The sequence below is a fragment of the Enterobacter sichuanensis genome (assembly GCF_009036245.1).
In the GTDB taxonomy this organism is placed as follows: Bacteria; Pseudomonadota; Gammaproteobacteria; order Enterobacterales; family Enterobacteriaceae; genus Enterobacter; species Enterobacter sichuanensis.
Genome location: NZ_CP027986.1, coordinates 4,259,896 through 4,276,078 on the forward strand (window position 1 = coordinate 4,259,896; position 16,183 = coordinate 4,276,078).

The 16,183-nt window shown below is 50.5% G+C and carries 30 protein-coding genes; 3 read left to right on the forward strand and 27 right to left on the reverse strand.

Annotated elements, in window-relative coordinates:
* Window positions 1–15: 15 nt before the first annotated feature.
* The 3 genes from rsmB (at window position 16) to mscL (ending at window position 3,258) form a co-directional block, all read left to right on the forward strand.
* Window positions 16–1,302, forward strand: a complete 1,287-nt coding sequence (rsmB, locus tag C1N69_RS20630) for a 16S rRNA (cytosine(967)-C(5))-methyltransferase RsmB (RefSeq protein WP_155031802.1) — start codon at window positions 16–18, stop codon at window positions 1,300–1,302.
* Between the two features lie 22 nt (window positions 1,303–1,324).
* On the forward strand, window positions 1,325–2,701 hold the full coding sequence (trkA, locus tag C1N69_RS20635; protein WP_025759209.1) for a Trk system potassium transporter TrkA: 1,377 nt from the start codon (window positions 1,325–1,327) through the stop codon (window positions 2,699–2,701).
* 146 nt (window positions 2,702–2,847) lie between these two features.
* Entirely contained in the window at window positions 2,848–3,258 is a 411-nt protein-coding gene (gene mscL, locus C1N69_RS20640) for a large-conductance mechanosensitive channel protein MscL (protein ID WP_025759210.1), read from the forward strand.
* Here mscL and C1N69_RS20645 read toward each other — a convergent pair whose 3' ends face one another.
* The 27 genes from C1N69_RS20645 to rplB all read right to left on the reverse strand — a co-directional run bounded on the left by C1N69_RS20645 (window position 3,259) and on the right by rplB (window position 16,182).
* Complete coding sequence (locus C1N69_RS20645; protein ID WP_094919586.1) at window positions 3,259–3,474, reverse strand: alternative ribosome-rescue factor A; 216 nt, start codon at window positions 3,472–3,474, stop codon at window positions 3,259–3,261.
* A gap of 57 nt (window positions 3,475–3,531) precedes the next feature.
* The gene (gene zntR, locus C1N69_RS20650; protein ID WP_025759212.1) at window positions 3,532–3,957 is read right to left on the reverse strand and encodes a Zn(2+)-responsive transcriptional regulator; all 426 of its coding nucleotides are present in this window, start codon (window positions 3,955–3,957) and stop codon (window positions 3,532–3,534) included.
* A 2-nt stretch (window positions 3,958–3,959) separates the two neighbouring features.
* Window positions 3,960–4,328 (reverse strand): DnaJ family domain-containing protein, encoded by a 369-nt coding sequence (locus C1N69_RS20655; RefSeq protein ID WP_045286776.1) that lies wholly within the window; start codon window positions 4,326–4,328, stop codon window positions 3,960–3,962.
* A 107-nt stretch (window positions 4,329–4,435) separates the two neighbouring features.
* Window positions 4,436–4,819, reverse strand: a complete 384-nt coding sequence (rplQ, locus tag C1N69_RS20660; RefSeq protein ID WP_001216368.1) for a 50S ribosomal protein L17 — start codon at window positions 4,817–4,819, stop codon at window positions 4,436–4,438.
* A 40-nt stretch (window positions 4,820–4,859) separates the two neighbouring features.
* On the reverse strand, window positions 4,860–5,849 hold the full coding sequence (locus C1N69_RS20665) for a DNA-directed RNA polymerase subunit alpha (protein ID WP_002919219.1): 990 nt from the start codon (window positions 5,847–5,849) through the stop codon (window positions 4,860–4,862).
* Window positions 5,850–5,874: 25 nt separating this feature from the next.
* On the reverse strand, window positions 5,875–6,495 hold the full coding sequence (rpsD, locus tag C1N69_RS20670; protein WP_004868345.1) for a 30S ribosomal protein S4: 621 nt from the start codon (window positions 6,493–6,495) through the stop codon (window positions 5,875–5,877).
* A gap of 32 nt (window positions 6,496–6,527) precedes the next feature.
* Entirely contained in the window at window positions 6,528–6,917 is a 390-nt protein-coding gene (rpsK, locus tag C1N69_RS20675; RefSeq protein WP_003863312.1) for a 30S ribosomal protein S11, read from the reverse strand.
* Between the two features lie 16 nt (window positions 6,918–6,933).
* The gene (rpsM, locus tag C1N69_RS20680) at window positions 6,934–7,290 is read right to left on the reverse strand and encodes a 30S ribosomal protein S13 (protein WP_008503488.1); all 357 of its coding nucleotides are present in this window, start codon (window positions 7,288–7,290) and stop codon (window positions 6,934–6,936) included.
* A gap of 146 nt (window positions 7,291–7,436) precedes the next feature.
* On the reverse strand, window positions 7,437–7,553 hold the full coding sequence (gene rpmJ, locus C1N69_RS20685; protein ID WP_000868187.1) for a 50S ribosomal protein L36: 117 nt from the start codon (window positions 7,551–7,553) through the stop codon (window positions 7,437–7,439).
* A 31-nt stretch (window positions 7,554–7,584) separates the two neighbouring features.
* The gene (gene secY / locus C1N69_RS20690) at window positions 7,585–8,916 is read right to left on the reverse strand and encodes a preprotein translocase subunit SecY (RefSeq protein ID WP_003863305.1); all 1,332 of its coding nucleotides are present in this window, start codon (window positions 8,914–8,916) and stop codon (window positions 7,585–7,587) included.
* Between the two features lie 7 nt (window positions 8,917–8,923).
* Window positions 8,924–9,358, reverse strand: a complete 435-nt coding sequence (gene rplO / locus C1N69_RS20695) for a 50S ribosomal protein L15 (protein ID WP_003863304.1) — start codon at window positions 9,356–9,358, stop codon at window positions 8,924–8,926.
* Between the two features lie 3 nt (window positions 9,359–9,361).
* A complete protein-coding gene (gene rpmD / locus C1N69_RS20700; protein ID WP_003863301.1) occupies window positions 9,362–9,541 on the reverse strand; it encodes a 50S ribosomal protein L30 in 180 nt (59 codons plus the stop codon).
* 6 nt (window positions 9,542–9,547) lie between these two features.
* Window positions 9,548–10,048, reverse strand: a complete 501-nt coding sequence (gene rpsE, locus C1N69_RS20705) for a 30S ribosomal protein S5 (RefSeq protein ID WP_003863299.1) — start codon at window positions 10,046–10,048, stop codon at window positions 9,548–9,550.
* Window positions 10,049–10,062: 14 nt separating this feature from the next.
* Window positions 10,063–10,416: a 50S ribosomal protein L18 gene (gene rplR, locus C1N69_RS20710; protein ID WP_003863297.1), complete on the reverse strand. Its 354-nt coding sequence runs from the start codon at window positions 10,414–10,416 to the stop codon at window positions 10,063–10,065.
* Between the two features lie 9 nt (window positions 10,417–10,425).
* Window positions 10,426–10,959, reverse strand: a complete 534-nt coding sequence (gene rplF, locus C1N69_RS20715; RefSeq protein ID WP_003863296.1) for a 50S ribosomal protein L6 — start codon at window positions 10,957–10,959, stop codon at window positions 10,426–10,428.
* Between the two features lie 12 nt (window positions 10,960–10,971).
* A complete protein-coding gene (rpsH, locus tag C1N69_RS20720; protein ID WP_006178918.1) occupies window positions 10,972–11,364 on the reverse strand; it encodes a 30S ribosomal protein S8 in 393 nt (130 codons plus the stop codon).
* 30 nt (window positions 11,365–11,394) lie between these two features.
* On the reverse strand, window positions 11,395–11,700 hold the full coding sequence (rpsN, locus tag C1N69_RS20725; RefSeq protein ID WP_003863291.1) for a 30S ribosomal protein S14: 306 nt from the start codon (window positions 11,698–11,700) through the stop codon (window positions 11,395–11,397).
* Window positions 11,701–11,714: 14 nt separating this feature from the next.
* Window positions 11,715–12,254, reverse strand: a complete 540-nt coding sequence (gene rplE, locus C1N69_RS20730) for a 50S ribosomal protein L5 (protein WP_001096202.1) — start codon at window positions 12,252–12,254, stop codon at window positions 11,715–11,717.
* 14 nt (window positions 12,255–12,268) lie between these two features.
* Window positions 12,269–12,583, reverse strand: a complete 315-nt coding sequence (gene rplX, locus C1N69_RS20735; RefSeq protein WP_155031803.1) for a 50S ribosomal protein L24 — start codon at window positions 12,581–12,583, stop codon at window positions 12,269–12,271.
* A 10-nt stretch (window positions 12,584–12,593) separates the two neighbouring features.
* A complete protein-coding gene (gene rplN, locus C1N69_RS20740) occupies window positions 12,594–12,965 on the reverse strand; it encodes a 50S ribosomal protein L14 (protein ID WP_002919748.1) in 372 nt (123 codons plus the stop codon).
* A gap of 166 nt (window positions 12,966–13,131) precedes the next feature.
* Window positions 13,132–13,386 carry a 30S ribosomal protein S17 gene (gene rpsQ / locus C1N69_RS20745; RefSeq protein WP_008503489.1) on the reverse strand — a complete coding sequence of 85 codons (255 nt, stop codon included), beginning with the start codon at window positions 13,384–13,386 and terminating at the stop codon, window positions 13,132–13,134.
* Entirely contained in the window at window positions 13,386–13,577 is a 192-nt protein-coding gene (gene rpmC, locus C1N69_RS20750; RefSeq protein WP_013099027.1) for a 50S ribosomal protein L29, read from the reverse strand. Before rpmC ends, rpsQ begins: the two co-directional genes overlap by 1 nt.
* Window positions 13,577–13,987, reverse strand: a complete 411-nt coding sequence (gene rplP / locus C1N69_RS20755; protein WP_002919759.1) for a 50S ribosomal protein L16 — start codon at window positions 13,985–13,987, stop codon at window positions 13,577–13,579. Before rplP ends, rpmC begins: the two co-directional genes overlap by 1 nt.
* 12 nt (window positions 13,988–13,999) lie before the next feature.
* On the reverse strand, window positions 14,000–14,701 hold the full coding sequence (gene rpsC / locus C1N69_RS20760) for a 30S ribosomal protein S3 (RefSeq protein ID WP_000529945.1): 702 nt from the start codon (window positions 14,699–14,701) through the stop codon (window positions 14,000–14,002).
* 17 nt (window positions 14,702–14,718) lie between these two features.
* On the reverse strand, window positions 14,719–15,051 hold the full coding sequence (rplV, locus tag C1N69_RS20765) for a 50S ribosomal protein L22 (protein WP_002919773.1): 333 nt from the start codon (window positions 15,049–15,051) through the stop codon (window positions 14,719–14,721).
* Between the two features lie 14 nt (window positions 15,052–15,065).
* Complete coding sequence (gene rpsS / locus C1N69_RS20770) at window positions 15,066–15,344, reverse strand: 30S ribosomal protein S19 (RefSeq protein ID WP_001138117.1); 279 nt, start codon at window positions 15,342–15,344, stop codon at window positions 15,066–15,068.
* A 16-nt stretch (window positions 15,345–15,360) separates the two neighbouring features.
* On the reverse strand, window positions 15,361–16,182 hold the full coding sequence (gene rplB / locus C1N69_RS20775; protein ID WP_008457150.1) for a 50S ribosomal protein L2: 822 nt from the start codon (window positions 16,180–16,182) through the stop codon (window positions 15,361–15,363).
* Window position 16,183 lies beyond the last annotated feature (1 nt).

Genomic DNA, 16,183 nt, shown 5'->3' on the forward strand with positions numbered 1-16,183 from the left:
TTTATTTCTACGGTTATGAAAAAACAAAATCTACGCAGTATGGCGGCTCAGGCCGTTGAGCAGGTTATCGAGCAGGGCCAGTCATTGAGTAATGTCCTGCCTCCACTGCAACAAAAAGTCTCTGATAAAGACAAAGCTCTGCTTCAGGAGCTCTGCTTTGGCGTCCTGCGCACACTCTCTCAACTTGAGTGGTTGATTAATAAGCTGATGTCACGCCCAATGACAGGCAAGCAGCGTACCGTACATTATTTGATTATGGTGGGCTTTTATCAGCTCCTTCATACCCGTATCCCACCTCATGCCGCGCTGGCAGAGACGGTGGAAGGTGCCGTTACAATTAAACGTCCTCAGCTGAAAGGGCTGATCAACGGCGTACTGCGTCAATTCCAGCGACAGCAGGACGAACTGCTGGCGGAATTTGCGCAGAGCGAAACGCGTTTCCTGCACCCGGAATGGCTGCTGAAACGCCTGAAAAAAGCCTGGCCACAACAGTGGCAAAATATTGTCGAAGCCAATAATGAACGTCCGCCGATGTGGCTACGCGTGAATCGTAACCATCATTCTCGCGATGCCTGGCTGGCTTTGCTGGAAGAGGCAGGGATGAGCGGCTTTACCCATGATGCTTATCCTGATGCGGTGCGTTTAGCGTCCCCTGCTCCGGTACATGCATTACCCGGCTTTGATAAGGGCTGGGTAACGGTACAGGATGCCTCAGCTCAGGGCTGCATGACCTGGCTTGAACCCAAAAATGGTGAGCAGATCCTCGATTTGTGCGCTGCACCTGGGGGCAAAACGACGCATATTCTTGAAGTGGCTCCGCAGGCCAGCGTCATGGCGGTAGATGTTGATGAACAGCGTCTTTCACGCGTCTATGACAACCTTAAGCGTCTGGGCATAAAGGCACAGGTTAAGCAAGGCGATGGACGTAAACCGGCAGAATGGTGTGGTGAAACACAATTCGATCGCATTTTACTGGATGCCCCCTGCTCTGCGACCGGCGTAATTCGTCGTCATCCGGACATCAAGTGGTTACGCCGCGACCGAGACATCAAGGAACTTGCCCAGCTGCAGTCCGATATTCTCGACGCCATCTGGCCGCATCTTAAACCTGGCGGTACGCTGGTGTATGCAACCTGCTCGATACTTCCGGAAGAAAACAGTCAGCAAATCGCGGCTTTCCTCAAACGTACCCCGGACGCGGCACTGCGCGATACGGGAACATCTGAATCTCCGGGTCAGCAGAACCTGCCAGGTGCAGAAGAGGGTGATGGCTTCTTTTACGCTAAGCTAATCAAAGAGTGATGTTGAGAACAGGTCACGGGATATGAAGATTATCATTCTGGGTGCAGGACAGGTTGGCGGGACGCTGGCAGAAAATCTGGTTGGCGAAAATAATGACATCACCATTGTTGATACCAATGGCGATCGCCTGCGCGTTTTACAGGACAAATTTGACCTGCGTGTTGTGCAGGGACATGGTTCGCACCCGCGCGTGCTTCGTGAGGCGGGTGCCGACGATGCCGACATGCTGGTTGCGGTGACCAGTTCTGACGAAACCAATATGGTGGCCTGTCAGGTGGCCTACTCACTTTTCAACACGCCAAACCGAATCGCGCGTATCCGCTCACCGGACTATGTTCGCGATGCGGAAAAACTGTTTAATTCAGAAGCGGTCCCTATTGATCATCTTATCGCGCCAGAACAGCTGGTCATCGACAATATCTATCGTCTGATCGAATATCCAGGCGCTCTGCAGGTGGTCAACTTTGCCGAAGGTAAAGTGAGCCTGGCAGTCGTCAAGGCCTATTACGGTGGGCCATTGATCGGTAATGCGCTTTCCACCATGCGCGAGCATATGCCGCATATCGATACGCGCGTCGCGGCCATCTTCCGCCACGACAGACCTATTCGCCCGCAAGGCTCAACAATTGTCGAAGCAGGTGATGAGGTCTTCTTTATTGCAGCCTCACAGCATATTCGTGCGGTGATGAGTGAGCTTCAGCGGCTGGAAAAACCCTATAAACGCATTATGCTGGTCGGCGGTGGCAATATCGGTGCTGGTCTGGCACATCGACTGGAAAAAGATTACAGCGTTAAGTTGATCGAGCGCGATCAACAGCGTGCTGCTGAACTGGCGGAAAAACTGCAAAATACGATCGTATTTTATGGCGATGCGTCAGATCAGGAGTTGCTGGCTGAAGAGCATATTGATCAAGTTGATCTCTTTATTGCTGTCACCAACGACGACGAGGCGAATATTATGTCCGCCATGCTCGCCAAACGTATGGGTGCCAAAAAGGTCATGGTGCTAATCCAGCGCCGGGCATATGTTGATCTGGTTCAGGGAAGTGTGATTGATATTGCTATTTCTCCTCAGCAGGCGACAATTTCCGCCCTCCTGAGCCATGTTCGTAAAGCGGATATTGTCGGTGTGTCATCGCTTCGTCGCGGCGTAGCGGAAGCCATTGAAGCGGTCGCACACGGAGATGAAACCACATCTCGCGTCGTGGGCCGTTCGATCGACGAAATTAAGCTGCCACCAGGCACTATTATCGGCGCCGTTGTGCGCGGGAATGATGTCATGATTGCCAATGATAATTTACGTATTGAGCAAGGCGATCATGTGATTATGTTCCTGACCGATAAAAAGTTTATTACCGACGTCGAACGTTTGTTCCAGCCAAGTCCATTCTTCCTCTAATGTGTCGGGTGCGTGAAAAAGCGCACCCGCACTTTATCCTCTTCATTTTTGTGCCTTTTATTTTTCATATCGTTTAATTATCCCGAATGGCAATTAGCTAATCATTTGTTAAACTTATAGTCGTCAGCTGGCACAAGGAGAATAAAATGAGTTTTATTAAAGAATTCCGCGAATTTGCAATGCGCGGGAACGTGGTGGATTTGGCAGTGGGTGTCATTATTGGTGCAGCATTCGGCAAGATTGTTTCATCATTAGTCGCCGACATTATCATGCCACCTTTAGGGTTGTTAATCGGTGGCATTGATTTCAAACAATTCGCTTTCACGCTGCGTGAAGCACAAGGTGATGTTCCGGCAGTCGTGATGCACTACGGCGTATTTATTCAGAACGTATTTGATTTTGTGATCGTCGCATTTGCCATTTTTATGGCTATAAAACTGATCAACAAACTCAACCGTAAAAAAGAAGAGCCGGCTGCAGCGCCTGCACCAACGAAAGAAGAAGTGCTGCTGAGTGAGATTCGCGATCTGTTAAAAGAGCAGAACAACCGCGTTTAATCAAAAGCTTAAAGCGGGAAGGCCAGTGGTAAAGAAGCGATTCGCTTGTTTGCCACTGGCCTCCCAGTTACCCCGTTTTGCATGTTTATCTTTGCGCAGATAACTTCCTTTCCCTTTTTTATTCTTCTCAACACGCTGTCTGAATAACGGGTCGTGAAGTAACGCCTCAATGGCATTGTCCTTAATTTGTCCTTTCGTGTGCTGATAGCGGCTCATAATTTCTCCTGAGCATGGTGAATGACGACGGGAGTCTAGACCCGGATGGACTAAAAATCAACAGCCCTCAGTTTCTCCACTGGCACCCTGTTCAAGGGCTTCAAGAATTGAACAATAAATACTGCTGTGGGCCGTACCGCAGCAGGCATCATTCAGCCTCTGCAGAGAACGCTGCATGGTTTGCAGCTCCTGAATGCGCGCTTCAACTTCATCCAGCCGGGCCTGCACAATACTTTTAGATTCCTGACAGGTGTGATGTTCGGGATCGATGCGGATCGATAATAATTCCCGGATCGCGTCCAGCGTAAAGCCGAGCTGACGCGCATAACGAATGAACCGCAGGCGCTGAAGATCATTATCGGTGTAAAGGCGAAAGCCACCTTCAGTCCGAACTTCATGATCGATCATCTGTTGCTTTTCATAATACCGGATAGTATCCGGCGTGACGTTCGCGAGCTTCGCAAGTTCACCAATGCGGTACATAGCTACTCCTCGTTTATTTTCTGCATCAATCTTTCACAATATTCGCCGCGCAGAAAATCTGTATTCATCCCTGCCTGGCGAAGCTTGAGTTCAAGCAGCGCGAGCCTGCGGCTAAGCTCAGCGTGTCGAGGATCGTCCTGATGGATCCCTTTGAGGAGATCGACCATTTCGACAGCCTCTCTGCGTTGTTCAAGCTCCGGAGGAAGACAACCTGCATTTTTCAGTAACCGATATCCGGCCCGTAGTTCCGGGGCAATATGCGAATCATCATCCAGCACAAGCGGTTCGCCGCTTCCCGGAAGATCGTCGAATTCGCCTTTCTTTTGGGCATCGCAAATATGGCGTTCTGCCCACTGGTCAAGCAACCACATTATCAGCTCCAGGGGATGAACAGAATTAATACAAACATTGTAGAGAAGTGGGGGTATCGCGGATATAAAAAAACCCGCCGGAGCGGGTTTTTTTACGTTACTGCAGATTACTCTGCAGCAGCTTCTGCTTTCTCTGAACGATCAACCAGCTCGATGTAAGCCATCGGCGCGTTGTCGCCTGCACGGAAACCACACTTCAGAATACGAGTGTAACCACCGGCACGGCTCGCGAAACGCGGGCCCAGCTCGTTAAACAGTTTTGCCACGATCTCGTTATCACGAGTGCGGGCGAATGCCAGACGACGATTAGCAACGCTGTCAGTCTTGGCAAGAGTAATCAGCGGCTCAACTACGCGACGCAGCTCTTTCGCTTTAGGCAGGGTCGTCTTGATGATTTCATGACGAACCAGTGAACCTGCCATGTTGCGGAACATAGCCTGGCGATGGCTGCTGTTGCGGTTCAGTTGACGACCACTCTTACGATGGCGCATGACCTTATCCTTCTCAGTAAAACCTTAACCTGTGATCCGGTTACTCGTCAGCAATGCTTGCCGGTGGCCAGTTTTCCAGGCGCATGCCCAGAGACAGACCACGTGAAGCCAGCACGTCTTTAATCTCGGTAAGAGATTTTTTACCCAGGTTCGGCGTTTTCAGCAACTCAACCTCGGTACGCTGTACCAGATCACCGATATAGTGGATAGCTTCTGCCTTGAGGCAGTTAGCAGAGCGGACAGTCAATTCGAGATCGTCAACAGGGCGCAGCAGGATCGGATCGAATTCTGGTTTCTCTTCTTTCACTTCCGGCTGACGAACATCACGTAAGTCAACGAAAGCTTCCAGTTGTTCTGCCAGGATGGTTGCCGCACGACGAATCGCCTCTTCAGGATCGATTGTGCCGTTGGTTTCCATTTCGATGACCAGCTTGTCCAGGTCGGTACGCTGTTCTACACGCGCTGCTTCAACATTGTAGGCAATACGCTCTACAGGGCTGTAGCATGCGTCGACCAGCAGACGGCCGATTGGGCGCTCATCTTCTTCCGAATGAATTCGGGCAGAAGCCGGCACATAACCACGACCGCGCTGAACTTTGATACGCATGCTAATAGCTGCGTTCTCATCGGTCAGGTGGCAGATCACGTGCTGCGGCTTGACGATTTCAACATCACCGTCGTGGGTGATGTCGGCTGCAGTCACAGGGCCAATGCCAGATTTATTCAGAGTAAGAATAACTTCATCTTTACCCTGAACTCTCACCGCCAGCCCTTTCAGGTTGAGCAGGATTTCAAGGATATCTTCCTGAACGCCTTCTTTGGTGCTGTACTCATGAAGTACACCATCAATCTCAACCTCGGTCACCGCGCAACCCGGCATCGATGAGAGCAGAATACGGCGCAGTGCGTTACCCAGAGTATGGCCAAAGCCACGCTCTAAAGGCTCAAGGGTCACCTTGGCGTGCGTCGAACTCACTTGCTCGATATCTACCAGGCGCGGTTTTAGAAACTCTGTCACAGAACCCTGCATTGTGTCCTCTCTTTGGTACTAAGCTTTACTTGGAGTAAAGCTCGACGATCAGGTGTTCGTTAATGTCCGCAGACAGATCAGAACGTTCTGGCTGACGCTTGAACGTACCTTCCATCTTGCCAGCATCAACTTCCAGCCAGGTTGGCTTTTCACGCTGCTCAGCCAGCTCCAGAGCGGCCTTCACGCGAGATTGCTTTTTCGCTTTCTCACGAATGCTAACAACGTCATTCGCTTTAACCTGATAAGAAGCGATGTTAACAACACGACCGTTTACCATGATTGCTTTGTGGCTAACCAGCTGACGTGATTCAGCACGAGTAGCGCCGAAGCCCATACGGTATACAACGTTGTCCAGACGACCTTCCAGCAGAGCCAGCAGGTTTTCACCTGTGTTGCCTTTCAGACGTGCTGCTTCTTTATAGTAGTTACGGAACTGACGCTCCAGCACACCGTACATACGGCGAACTTTTTGCTTTTCACGCAACTGCACACCATAGTCAGACAGACGCGGTTTACGCGCACCGTGCTGGCCAGGAGCTTGTTCAATTTTACACTTGGTATCGATCGCGCGAACGCCAGACTTAAGGAATAAGTCGGTGCCCTCACGACGGCTCAGCTTGAGCTTAGGACCCAAATATCTTGCCATTTTCTATCTCCAACTAACCTAAAAAACGAGCGTTATACGCGACGTTTTTTCGGCGGACGACAACCGTTATGAGGGATCGGAGTCACATCAGTAATATTAGTGATGCGGAAACCAGCGGCGTTCAGAGCGCGAACAGTAGATTCACGACCCGGACCCGGACCTTTAACCATAACTTCCAGATTCTTGATGCCGTATTCTTTTACGGCTTCTGCGCAACGCTCTGCTGCAACCTGAGCTGCGAACGGAGTGGATTTGCGAGAACCACGGAAACCGGAACCACCGGCTGTTGCCCAACCCAATGCGTTACCCTGACGATCAGTAATAGTAACGATGGTGTTGTTGAAAGAAGCATGGATATGAGCCACGCCGTCAGAGACTTGTTTTCTTACACGTTTACGTGCACGAACTGGTGCCTTTGCCATTATTCAATCACCCCGATTATTTCTTGATCGGTTTGCGCGGACCCTTACGGGTACGTGCGTTGGTCTTAGTACGCTGACCGCGCACTGGCAGACCACGACGATGACGCAAACCGCGATAGCAACCAAGATCCATCAGGCGCTTGATGCTCATGCTGATTTCACGGCGCAGATCACCTTCAACGACAAATTTGGCAACTTCGTCACGCAGCGTGTCGATTTGTTCTTCAGACAGCTCACTGATCTTAACATCTTCAGCGATACCCGCTGCAGCCAGAATGGCTTTAGAACGGGTCTTGCCGATGCCGTAGATCGAAGTTAATGCGATCACAGCATGTTTCTGATCAGGAATGTTAATGCCTGCTATACGGGCCACTATGCACTCCTACTATTTAATATGTACGCACCATGCTGAAAAGCCCGTTTTCAGGATACTCAAATGGAAACGTACAGACATACAAAAGATTGGCTGGCTAATCTAGCCAGCTCAACCCAACTTTGCAAGAAAAATATGCGAAATAATCAGCCTTGGCGCTGTTTATGCTTCGGCTCGGCACTGCAAATCACACGGATGACACCATCACGCTTAACGATTTTGCAGTTACGGCATAATTTCTTGACGGAAGCACGAACTTTCATTTTTACTCTCCGTAACTTCTCAGGCGACCAATTAGCGGCCGTAGCCTTTCAGGTTCGCCTTCTTCAATGCAGACTCATACTGACTGGACATCATCAGAGTTTGCACTTGAGCCATAAAGTCCATAATCACGACAACAACGATAAGCAGTGAGGTCCCACCGAAGTAGAACGGTACTTTCATTGCATCACGCATGAACTCCGGGATCAGGCAGATAAAAGTAATATAGAGCGCACCAACCAAAGTCAGGCGGGTCATTACTTTATCGATATACTTCGCCGTTTGCTCTCCCGGACGAATTCCTGGTACAAATGCACCGGACTTCTTCAGGTTATCTGCTGTTTCACGCGGGTTGAAGACCAACGCCGTGTAGAAGAAACAGAAGAAGATGATCGCAGACGCATAGAGTAACACATAAAGTGGTTGCCCAGGCTGCAAATACAGCGAAATTGTTGTCAGCCAGTTCCAACCAGTACCGCCCCCGAACCATGACGCGATGGTTGCCGGGAACAGAATAATACTGGAAGCGAAGATCGCCGGGATTACCCCCGCCATATTCACTTTCAGCGGTAAATGTGTGCTCTGTGCAGCATAGACACGACGACCTTGCTGACGCTTAGCGTAGTTCACCACAATGCGGCGTTGACCACGTTCAACGAAGACAACAAAGAACGTCACTGCAAATACTAATACTGCAACCAACAGCAACAGGAGGAAGTGCAGGTCGCCTTGACGCGCTTGCTCGATAGTATGGGCGATGGCTGGCGGGAGACCCGCGACAATACCGGCGAAGATAATGATTGAGATACCGTTACCGATACCACGCTCAGTAATCTGTTCGCCGAGCCACATCAGGAACATTGTCCCTGTGACCAGACTCACAACAGCGGTGAAATAGAATGCAAAGCCTGGGTTTAATACCAGGCCCTGCATACCAGGCATATTCGGAAGACCGGTAGCAATACCGATCGACTGGAATATTGCCAGCACCAGAGTACCGTAACGGGTGTACTGACTAATCTTACGACGTCCAGACTCCCCTTCTTTCTTCAACTCTGCCAGGGCCGGATGAACGACCGTCAGCAGCTGGATGATAATTGATGCCGAAATGTACGGCATAATACCCAGAGCAAAGATAGAAGCACGGCTGAGAGCACCACCAGAGAACATGTTGAACATTTCAATGATGGTGCCTCGCTGTTGCTCAAGCAGTTTGGCAAGTACAGCGGCATCGATACCAGGAATCGGAATAAAAGAGCCAATACGGAACACAATCAGCGCGCCGATAACAAACAGCAGTCTGCGTTTCAGCTCGCCAAATCCACCTTTGGCACTTTGAAAATCTAATCCCGGTTGCTTAGCCATCTGCTACTTATTCCTCAATTTTACCGCCAGCAGCTTCGATAGCAGCACGAGCACCTTTAGTAACACGCAGGCCACGAACAGTTACCGGAGTAGACACTTCACCAGCCAGGATCACTTTCGCGAACTCGATCTGGATACCGATAATGTTAGCTGCTTTCAGCGTGTTCAGGTCTACAACGCCGCCTTCAACTTTCGCCAGGTCAGACAGACGGATTTCCGCTGTGATCGCTGCTTTGCGAGAGGTGAAGCCGAACTTCGGCAGACGACGGTACAGTGGCATCTGGCCACCCTCGAAACCGCGACGTACGCCACCGCCAGAACGAGAGTTCTGACCTTTGTGACCACGACCACCGGTTTTGCCGAGGCCAGAACCGATACCACGACCCAGGCGTTTACCCGCCTTTTTAGAGCCTTCGGCCGGAGACAGAGTATTTAAACGCATCTCTTACTCCTCAACTTTAACCATGAAGTAAACCGCGTTGACCATACCACGAACAGCAGGAGTATCCTCGCGCTCAACGGTATGACCAATACGACGCAGACCCAGGCCAAGCAGCGTTGCCTTGTGTTTCGGCAGACGACCGATTGCACTGCGGGTTTGAGTGATTTTAATAGTCTTTGCCATGGTCAATTACCCCAGAATTTCTTCAACGGATTTACCACGCTTGGCAGCGACCATTTCTGGAGAATTCATATTTTCCAGGCCATCAATAGTTGCACGAACCACGTTGATCGGGTTGGTGGAACCATATGCTTTAGCCAGAACGTTATGAACCCCAGCAACTTCCAGAACGGCGCGCATTGCACCACCGGCGATGATACCGGTACCTTCTGAAGCTGGCTGCATGAATACACGAGAACCCGTGTGAACACCTTTTACAGGGTGCTGCAGGGTGCCGTTGTTCAGCGCGACGTTAATCATGTTGCGACGGGCTTTTTCCATCGCTTTCTGGATCGCTGCTGGAACTTCACGCGCTTTACCGTAACCAAAACCAACGCGACCGTTACCATCGCCTACTACAGTCAGAGCTGTGAAGGAGAAAATACGACCACCTTTAACGGTTTTAGATACGCGGTTTACCGCGATCAGCTTTTCCTGCAGTTCGCCAGCCTGTTTTTCGATGTGAGCCATCTTACACCTCTACCTTAGAACTGAAGGCCAGCTTCACGGGCAGCATCTGCCAGTGCCTGGACACGACCATGATATTGGAACCCGGAACGGTCAAAGGAAACATTGCTGATGCCTTTTTCCAGAGCGCGTTCAGCAACAGCTTTACCTACAGCTGCAGCGGCGTCTTTGTTACCGGTGTACTTCAATTGTTCTGAGATAGCTTTTTCTACAGTAGAAGCAGCTACCAGAACTTCAGAACCGTTCGGAGCAATTACCTGTGCGTAAATATGACGCGGGGTACGATGTACCACCAGGCGAGTTGCACCCAGCTCTTTGAGCTTGCGGCGTGCGCGGGTCGCACGACGGATACGAGCAGATTTCTTATCCATAGTGTTACCTTACTTCTTCTTAGCCTCTTTGGTACGCACGACTTCGTCGGCGTAACGAACACCCTTGCCTTTGTAAGGCTCAGGACGACGGTAGGCGCGCAGATCTGCTGCAACCTGACCGATCAGCTGTTTATCAGCGCCTTTCAGCACGATTTCAGTTTGAGTCGGGCATTCTGCAGTGATACCGGCCGGCAGCGGATGCTCAACAGGGTGTGAGAAGCCCAGAGACAGGCCTACTGCATTCCCTTTGATAGCTGCACGATAACCTACACCAACCAGCTGAAGCTTTTTAGTGAAGCCTTCGGTAACACCAACAACCATTGAGTTCAGCAGGGCACGCGCGGTACCAGCCTGAGCCCAACCATCCACGAAACCATCACGTGGACCGAAGGTCAGAGCGTTATCTGCATGTTTAACTTCAACAGCTTTGTTGAGGGTACGAGTCAGCTCGCCGTTTTTACCTTTGATCGTAATAACCTGACCGTCGATTTTTACATCAACGCCGGCAGGAATAACGACCGGTGCTTTAGCAACACGAGACATTCTTTCCTCCGATTAGGCTACGTAGCAGATAATTTCGCCACCAAGACCAGCCTGGCGCGCTGCACGATCAGTCATAACACCTTTAGAGGTAGAAACAACTGCGATACCAAGACCAGCCATAACTTTTGGCAGCTCATCTTTTTTCTTATAGATGCGCAGGCCTGGGCGGCTGACACGCTGAATGCTTTCTACAACAGCTTTACCCTGGAAATACTTGAGAGTAAGTTCCAGTTCCGGCTTGGTGTCGCCTTCAACTTTAAAATCTTCGATAAAACCTTCTTCCTTCAGCACGTTGGCAATTGCCACTTTCAGCTTGGCGGAAGGCATGGTGACCGCAACTTTGTTCGCGGCCTGACCGTTACGGATACGGGTCAGCATATCCGCGATCGGATCTTGCATGCTCATCTGTCTTTACTCCCGTGATTCAATTGGTAATTACCAGCTAGCCTTTTTCAAGCCTGGCACTTCACCGCGCATAGCGGCTTCACGCAGTTTGATACGGCTCAACCCAAACTTGCCCACATAACCATGTGGACGACCTGTTTGACGACAGCGGTTACGCTGACGAGACGGGCTGGAATCACGCGGCAGAGACTGCAGCTTGAGAACCGCATTCCAACGATCTTCGTCGGAAGCGTTCACATCAGAAATGATCGCTTTCAGTTCAGCGCGTTTAGCGAAGAATTTATCAGCTAAAGCTACGCGCTTTACTTCGCGTGCTTTCATTGATTGCTTAGCCATTCAGTAACCCTACCTTACTTGCGGAACGGGAAGTCAAAGGCAGCCAGCAGAGCACGGCCTTCTTCATCAGATTTCGCAGTAGTGGTAATGGTAATATCCAAACCACGCACGCGGTCGACTTTATCGTAGTCGATTTCTGGGAAGATGATCTGCTCACGGACACCCATGCTGTAGTTACCACGACCGTCGAAAGACTTAGCGGACAAGCCACGGAAGTCACGGATACGTGGAACAGCAATAGTGATCAGGCGCTCAAAGAACTCCCACATGCGTTCGCCACGCAGAGTTACTTTACAGCCGATCGGATAGCCCTGACGGATTTTGAAGCCTGCAACTGATTTGCGTGCTTTGGTGATCAGCGGTTTTTGACCGGAGATTGCTGTCAGGTCAGCTGCTGCGTTATCCAGCAGTTTCTTGTCAGCGATCGCTTCACCAACACCCATGTTCAGGGTGATCTTCTCGACCCGAGGGACTTGCATGACAGAATTGTAGTTAAACTCAGTCATGAGTTTCTTAACTACTTCGTCTTTGTAGTAATCATGCAGTTTCGCCATCGTACTACTCCAAATTACTTGATAGTTTCGCTGTTAGACTTGAAGAAACGGACTTTTTTACCGTCTTCGAATCTAAAGCCTACACGGTCAGCCTTGCCGGTAGCCGCATTGAAGATTGCAACGTTAGAAACCTGAATAGCAGCTTCTTTTTCAACGATGCCGCCTGGTTGGTTCAGGGCCGGAACCGGCTTCTGATGTTTCTTAACCAGGTTGATACCTTCAACGACGATTTTGCCGGAAGACAGAACATTTTTCACTTTACCGCGTTTACCTTTATCTTTACCGGTTAACACGATAACTTCGTCATCACGACGGATTTTCGCTGCCATGATTCGCTCCTTAGAGTACTTCTGGTGCCAGAGAGATAATTTTCATGAACTTCTCAGTACGAAGTTCACGAGTTACCGGCCCAAAGATACGCGTGCCGATAGGCTGCTCGCTGTTATTGTTTAAAATAACGCATGCATTACCATCGAAGCGAATGACAGAACCGTCAGGGCGACGAACACCCTTCTTGGTGCGCACCACTACCGCCTTCAGCACATCACCTTTTTTGACCTTACCACGTGGAATTGCTTCCTTGATGGTGATCTTGATGATGTCGCCTACGCCTGCGTAGCGACGGTGCGAGCCACCCAGAACCTTGATACACATTACGCGACGTGCACCGGAGTTGTCGGCGACGTTCAGCATAGTCTGTTCTTGGATCATTTTAGTGCTCCGCTAATGTCAACTACTACCTGAGACTCTAAAATCAGAGCCGTTAAAAAGCCCCATATCGAGGGCGCGGCATTATAACACCGCTTCTGCAATATGGGTAGAAAAAATAAACGGCTCATCGCTGAGCCGTTTATTCGTATTGAGAACGCGTACTGTATTACAGAACCGCTTTCTCTACAACGCGAACCAGCGTCCAGGACTTAGTCTTGGACAGTGGACGGCATTCACGGATTTCAACCTTGTCGCCGATACCACATTCGTTGTTCTCGTCATGTACGTGCAGTTTGGTCGTACGCTTGATGAATTTACCGTAGATCGGGTGTTTCACAATGCGTTCGATAGCAACAACGATGGATTTCTCCATTTTGTCGCTAACAACACGACCTTGCAGAGTACGGATTTTATCGGTCATTACGCACCCGCCTTCTCAGTCAGTAAAGTCTTAACGCGTGCAACATTGCGACGCACTTGCTTCAGCAGGTGAGTCTGTTGCAGCTGGCCACTTGCAGCCTGCATACGCAGGTTGAACTGCTCACGCAGCAGGTTCAGCAGCTCAGCGTTCAGCTCTTCAACGCTCTTTTCACGCAGCTCTTTTGCTTTCATTACATCACCGTCTTAGTTACAAAGGTGGTTTTGATAGGCAGTTTCGCTGCTGCCAGGCCGAAGGCTTCACGGGCCAGCTCTTCCGGAACACCGTCCATTTCATACAGGACTTTGCCCGGTTGGATCAAGGCAACCCAGTACTCCACGTTACCTTTACCTTTACCCATACGAACTTCCAGCGGCTTCTCGGTGATCGGTTTGTCCGGGAATACACGGATCCAGATCTTACCTTGACGCTTAACTGCACGGGTCATTGCACGACGTGCTGCTTCGATCTGACGTGCAGTCAGACGACCACGGCCAACAGCTTTCAGACCGAAAGTGCCGAAGCTAACATCCGTACCCTGCGCCAGACCACGGTTGCGGCCTTTGTGCACTTTACGGAATTTTGTACGCTTTGGTTGTAACATCAGCGACGCTCCTTATTTACGGCCTTTACGCTGCTGCTTTTTAGGTTGAGCAGCCGGTTTTTCCGGTTGTTCAACAGCAGCCATACCACCCAGGATCTCACCTTTGAAGATCCATACCTTAACGCCGATTACACCGTAAGTGGTGTGCGCTTCAGAGGTGTTGTAGTCGATGTCAGCACGCAGAGTGTGCAGCGGTACGCGACCTTCACGGTACCATTCGGTACGTGCGATTTCCGCGCCGCCCAGACGGCCGCTAACTTCAACTTTGATACCTTTAGCGCCCAGACGCATTGCGTTCTGTACAGCACGCTTCATAGCACGACGGAACATAACACGACGTTCCAGCTGAGAAGTGATGCTGTCAGCAACCAATTTAGCGTCCAGTTCAGGCTTACGAACTTCAGCGATATTGATCTGTGCAGGAACGCCAGCGATATCCGCTACGACCTTGCGCAGTTTTTCTACGTCTTCGCCTTTCTTACCGATAACGATGCCAGGACGAGCAGTGTGAATAGTCACACGGATGCTCTTAGCTGGACGCTCGATAACGATACGAGATACAGACGCTTTAGCCAGTTCCTTAGTCAGGTACTGACGTACTTTAAAATCGCTGTCCAGGTTGTCAGCGAATTCTTTGGTGTTCGCAAACCAGGTAGAGTTCCATGGTTTTACAATACCCAGGCGAATACCATTAGGATGTACTTTCTGACCCATTGCTAGTCTCCAGAGTCTCAGCGATCGGACACAACCACAGTAATGTGGCTGGTGCGCTTCAGGATGCGATCTGCACGACCTTTCGCACGCGGCATAATGCGCTTCATGCTTGGGCCTTCATCTACGAAAATTTTCGCAACTTTCAGATCGTCGATGTCAGCGCCATCGTTGTGTTCAGCGTTAGCAATGGCAGATTCCAGTACTTTCTTGACCAATACCGCAGCTTTCTTGTTGGTATAGGTCAGGATGTCCAGGGCCTGCGACACTTTCTTACCGCGAATCAGGTCAGCAACAAGGCGAACCTTCTGAGCAGAAGAACGAGCATGGCGATGTTGAGCTAAAGTTTCCATCTCTTCCTCCTACCTTATTTCTTCTTCGCTTTTTTATCAGCAGCGTGGCCGCGATAAGTACGAGTCGGTGCGAATTCACCCAGTTTGTGACCAACCATTTCGTCGGTAACAAAGACTGGAACGTGCTGACGACCATTATGGACAGCGATGGTCAAACCGATCATGTTAGGAAAGATCGTTGAACGACGGGACCAAGTGCGCAGGGGCTTCTTGTCTCCGCTTTCCACCGCTTTCTCTACCTTCTTCAGCAAGTGCAGGTCAATAAAAGGACCTTTCTTGAGAGAACGTGGCATGGCTTATCCTCTAAAATTATTTGCTACGGCGACGTACGATAAATTTATCAGTACGCTTGTTGCTGCGGGTCTTCTTACCTTTGGTCTGAACGCCCCACGGAGATACCGGGTGCTTACCAAAGTTACGACCTTCACCACCACCATGTGGGTGGTCGACTGGGTTCATCGCAGTACCGCGAACGGTAGGACGAACACCACGCCAGCGTGCAGCACCTGCTTTACCCAGAACGCGCAGCATATGCTCAGCATTGCCAACTTCGCCCAGAGTAGCGCGGCAGTCTGCTTCGACTTTACGCATTTCACCAGAACGCAGACGCAGGGTGACATAAGCACCGTCACGCGCAACGATCTGAACGTAAGTACCCGCGGAACGCGCCAGCTGACCGCCTTTACCTGGTTTCATTTCTACGTTATGAACGGTAGAACCAACCGGGATATTGCGCATCGGCAGGGTGTTGCCTGCTTTGATTGCAGCATCAACGCCAGACTGAATCTGGTCGCCAGCTTTCAGGCCTTTAGGGGCCAGGATGTAACGGCGTTCGCCGTCTTTGTACAGAACCAGCGCGATGTTCGCGGAACGGTTCGGATCGTACTCAAGACGTTCAACAACTGCTGGGATACCGTCTTTGTTGCGTTTGAAGTCAACAATACGATAAGCCTGCTTGTGGCCACCACCGATGTGACGAGTGGTGATACGGCCATTGTTGTTACGACCACCGGATTTGCTGTTTTTTTCCAGCAACGGAGCAAAAGGTTTGCCCTTGTGCAGCTCAGGGTTAACCACTTTAACTACGTGGCGACGACCCGGAGATGTCGGTTTACATTTAACAACTGCCATT